The following is a 4798-nucleotide window of genomic DNA, read 5'->3' as shown; positions in this document are numbered from 1 at the left end:
GGTGCGGGGGTGGTGCTGGGGACGTTGCGGCGCGGTGAGGGGGGTGTGCGGCGTTGGGTGACCGCGCTGGCCGAGGCCCACGTGCACGGCGCCCCCGTCGACTGGACGCGCGTACTGGAGGACCGCACCGGCAGCGGCGTCGAGCTGCCCACCTACCCGTTCCAGCGGGACCGCTTCTGGCCCGAGACCAGGGCGCTGCCCGCCGACGTCTCCGCGATGGGTCTCGACCGCGCCGACCACCCGATGCTCGGCGCGGCGGTTCCCGTGGCCGGCACGGACGGCGTGCTGCTCACCGGACGGATCGCGGCGGACACCCACCCGTGGATCGCCGACCACGTCCTGCTCGGCACCGTCCTGCTCCCCGGCACCGCACTGGTCGAACTCGCCGTCCGGGCCGGCACGGCGGCCGGCTGCCCGCACCTGGACGACCTCGCCCTGGAGTCCCCGCTCACCCTGCCCGAGGGACGGGCGGTCATCCTGCAGGTCGTCGTCGCGGACAGCGTTCCCACGGAGAGCACGCGCTCCCTCACCCTCTACTCCCGCCTCGAGGGCGACGACGGGCCCTGGACCCGCAACGCGAGGGGCACCGTGCGTGCCGCCGACCCGGCGGGTTACGTCCCGGAGCCGGTTCCGTGGCCGCCCACGGACGCCGAACCGGTCGACCTGGCAGGGTTCTACGAGCCCGCCGCCGACAGCGGTTACGGCTACGGTCCCGCCTTCCGGGGGCTGCGCTCCGTCTGGCGGCGGGACGGCGAGGTGTTCGCCGAGGTCACGCTCCCTCAGGACGTCCGCGCCGGCGCCGAGGGCTTCTCCGTGCACCCCGCCCTCTTCGACGCCGCCCTGCACGCCATCGGAGCCGGCGGGCTCCTTCCCGGCACCGGCGGGGTGCGGATCCCCTTCGCGTGGCAGGGCGTCACCCTGCACGCGGCGGGCAGCACCGAACTGCGGGTCCGGCTGAGCCGCTCCGCCGAGCGGGAGGCCGTACGCCTGGAGGCCGTGACCATCACCGGCGCCCCGGTGGTCCATGTCGAGTCGCTGGACCTCCGACCGGTCTCCGCGGCTCAGCTGGCCTCCGCGAACGGGCCCGGCGACGCGCTGTTCACCACCGACTGGACATCCGCCGCACCCGGCCCGTTCCCCACGTCCTGGGCCGTGGTCGGCGGCGACGTCCTCGGCGCCGCCGACCACCTGGCCGACGAGAACCTCGCCGTCGAGTGGCACGCCGACACCGCCGCGCTGCTCGCCTACGCCGACGCGGGGATGAACGTGCCCGAGGTAGTCCTCCTCTCGGGGGCGGGAACACCGGACGAGGACGACGCGCAGGCCGTGCACGAGCGGGTGGCCGAGGTCCTCGACTCGGCACAGACACTCCTCGCGGACCGACGCTTCGACGAGTCCCGCATCGCGCTGCTCACCTGCGGTTCCGTCGCCGTACGGGACGGTGAGGACATCACCGACCTGCCCGGCGCGGCCGCCCGGGGCCTGCTGCGGTCGGCACACGCCGAACACCCCGGTCGGTTCGTCCTCGTCGACACCGACGGCGACCTCACCGGGCTCGCCGAGGCGCTCGTCCCCGACGAGCCGGAGACCGCCCTGCGCGGCGGTTCCCTGCTGGTGCCACGCCTGGTCCGGGCCCGGCCCGCGGGCGAGCCCGCGCTGCCCGCCGGGACCGTTTTGGTCACCGGCGGCACCGGCGTCCTCGGCGGTCTGGTGGCCCGGCACCTCGCCACCGCCCACGGCATCACCGACCTGCTCCTGCTCAGCCGTTCCGGCCCGGACGCCCCCGGAGCCGCCGATCTCGCCGCCGACCTCGCCGCGCTCGGCGCGCGGGCCGACATCGTGGCCTGCGACACCGCCGACGCGGACCGCCTCGCCGAGGTGCTGACCGGCCGCCGGATCGCCACCGTGGTGCACGCGGCGGGCGTCCTCGACGACGGGGTCTTCGAGTCGATGACGCCCAAGCGCGTCGCGGCCGTACTGCGCCCCAAGGCCGACGCGGCGTTCCACCTGAGCAGACTGACCGGGGCCGAACTGTTCGTGTTCTTCTCCTCCGCCGGCGGCACCTTCGGGCCGGCCGGCCAGGCCAACTACGCCGCCGCCAATGCCACTCTGGACGCCCTGGCCGCCCGGATCCGGGCCCGGGGCGGGGACGCCCTCTCCATCGGCTGGGGCATGTGGGCCACCGGCACCGGCATGACCGGCCACCTCGCGGACGCCGCACGGGAGGACGCGACCGGCAGCGGAACCGCTCTGTCCGACCAGGACGGCCTCACCCTGCTCGACGCCGCCCTCACCGCCGGCCGCGCCCACCTGGTGGCGGCACGCCTGGACCTGGCCGCCCTGCGGGCCCGCGCGGACAGCGGTCCGGTGCCCGCGCTGCTGCGCACCCTCGTTCCACCGCCGGTCCGGCGGGCGGCCGAGGGGGAGAGGCCGGACGCGCCGTCGCTCAGCGCCCGTCTGGCCCCCCTCGACGTGTCCGAGCGGCGGCAGGTGGTGCTCGACCTGGTCCGCGGCCACGCGGCCGCCGTCCTCGGACACGCCTCCGCCGAGGCCATCGACCCCGAGACGGGCTTCGTCGACCTGGGGTTCAGCTCGCTCAGCGCGATCGAGATCCGCAACCAGCTCAGCGCCGCCACCGGCCTGCGGTTGACGACCACGCTGGTCTTCGACCACCCGACCGCCAGTCGCCTGGCCGACCACCTGCTGGATCAACTGGTCGTCGAGAGCGCCGAGTCCGGCCCCGCCGCGCTCCTGGCCGACCTCGACCGGCTCGACGCGGCCCTCGCCGGGACCGGTCCGGGGGACGAGACCCGCAGCCGGGTGATCTCGCGCCTGCACGCACTGCTCGCCCGGCACGACACCGCGGACGGTTCGGGCCTCGTCACCGCCGCCGGAAACCTCGACGCGGCGGACGACGACAACCTCTTCGCCTTCATCGACAACGAACTGGGAGCCTGAGGCGATGCCGGACGAGACCGTCGGCGCACGTGCCGTGTCCACCGAGGACAAGCTGCGGGACTACCTGAAGAGGGTCACCACGGACCTCGCCTCGGTCCGTCAGCGGCTGCGTGCCGCGGAGTCCACCGAGCACGAGCCGATCGCCATCATCGGCATGTCCTGCCGCTTCCCCGGCGGAGCGGACTCGCCCGAGGCGCTGTGGCGCCTGGTGCGGGACGGTGTCGACGCGATGGGTCCCTTCCCCGCCGACCGCGGCTGGGACATGACGCACTTCGAGACCGGTGTCGCCGCGGACGTGGAGTTCTCCCGGGAGGGAGGCTTCCTCGACGGCGTCGCCGACTTCGACCCGTCGCTGTTCAACATCTCGCCGAACGAGGCGCTCGCGATGGACCCCCAGCAGCGGCTGATGCTGGAGACCTCCTGGGAGGCCGTGGAACGCGCGGGCATCGACCCGCTGTCCCTGCGCGGGAGCCGCACCGGCGTCTTCACCGGTGTCATGTACAACGAATACGCCTCGCGCATCATGTCCGTTCCGGACGAGGTCGCCGGGCACCTCGGCACCGGAAACAGCGGAAGCGTCGTCTCCGGCCGGGTCGCCTACACGCTGGGGCTGGAGGGCCCCGCCCTGACCGTGGACACCGCCTGCTCGTCGTCGCTGGTGGCGCTGCACCTGGCCATGCGGTCGCTGCGCAGCGGGGAGAGTTCACTGGCCCTGGCCGGCGGCGTGGCCATCATGGTCACCCCGAACACCTTCTTCGACTTCGCCCTGTCCGGCGGTCTAGCCTCCGACGGCCGCTGCAAGGCCTTCTCGGCGGAGGCCGACGGCACCGGCTGGGCCGAGGGCGTGGGTGTGCTGCTGGTGGAGCGGCTCTCGGACGCCGTCCGCAACGGGCACGAGGTCATGGCGGTGGTGCGCGGTTCCGCGGTCAACCAGGACGGCGCGTCCAGCGGACTGACCGCGCCGAACGGTCCCTCGCAGGAACGCGTCATCCGTGCCGCGCTGGCCGCCGCCCGGCTGACCGCCGCCGACATCGACGTGGTGGAGGCGCACGGTACGGGTACGACTCTGGGTGATCCGATCGAGGCGCAGGCGCTGCTGAACGCCTACGGTCAGGACCGGCCCGCGGGGCGGCCGTTGTGGCTGGGGTCGCTGAAGTCCAACATCGGGCACACGCAGGCCGCGGCGGGTGCCGGTGGTGTGATCAAGATGGTGCAGGCGCTGCGGCACGGGGTGCTGCCGCGGACCCTGCACGCGGACGAGCCCACCCCGCACGTGGACTGGTCCTCGGGGGCCGTCGAACTGCTCACCCAGCCGCTGGAGTGGCCGAGCGGGGAGCAGCCGCGCCGCGCCGCTGTCTCGTCCTTCGGCGTCAGCGGCACCAACGCGCACGTGGTGCTGGAGGAATACCGCGCACCGGAGTCCGCCACCGCGCCCGTGGAGGAGCACCGGCCGGGAGGATCCGCCCTCCCGGTGCTGCCCTGGATCCTGTCCGGGCGCAGCCCGCAGGCACTGCGAGGCCAGGCCGGACGGCTGCTCAGCCACCTCCAGGAAGTCGGGGAGGAGAACGCCCCGGCGCCCGTGGACATCGGATACTCCTGCGCCACCACCCGGGCGACGCTGGAGCACCGCGCGGTGGTGCTGGCCGAGGACCACGCCGGGTTCCGCCGCGGCCTGACCGCCCTGGCCGAGGGCCGGGAGACCGCGGAGGTCATCGCCCGTACCCAGGACCCCGGGCAGGGTGGCACGGTGTTCGTGTTTCCCGGTCAGGGGTCGCAGTGGGCGGGGATGGCTGCGGAGTTGTTGGAGCGGGAGCCGGTGTTCGCCCAGGCGATGGCGGAG

The 4798-nt window shown here is 74.4% G+C and carries 2 protein-coding genes; both read left to right on the top strand.

Annotation, left to right across the window (positions count from 1 at the left end):
* Window positions 1-2958 (top strand): type I polyketide synthase (locus ACZ6EG_RS33950; RefSeq protein ID WP_469610487.1); only part of this gene is annotated, 2958 nt, incomplete at its 5' end.
* Between the two features lie 34 nt (window positions 2959-2992).
* The coding region (locus tag ACZ6EG_RS33945) for a type I polyketide synthase (RefSeq protein ID WP_469610491.1) at window positions 2993-4798 on the top strand (1806 nt) is incomplete at its 3' end.

The sequence above is a fragment of the Streptomyces sp. NPDC041968 genome (genome assembly GCF_055589025.1).
This window is presented reverse-complemented; position numbering and strand designations above follow the sequence as displayed.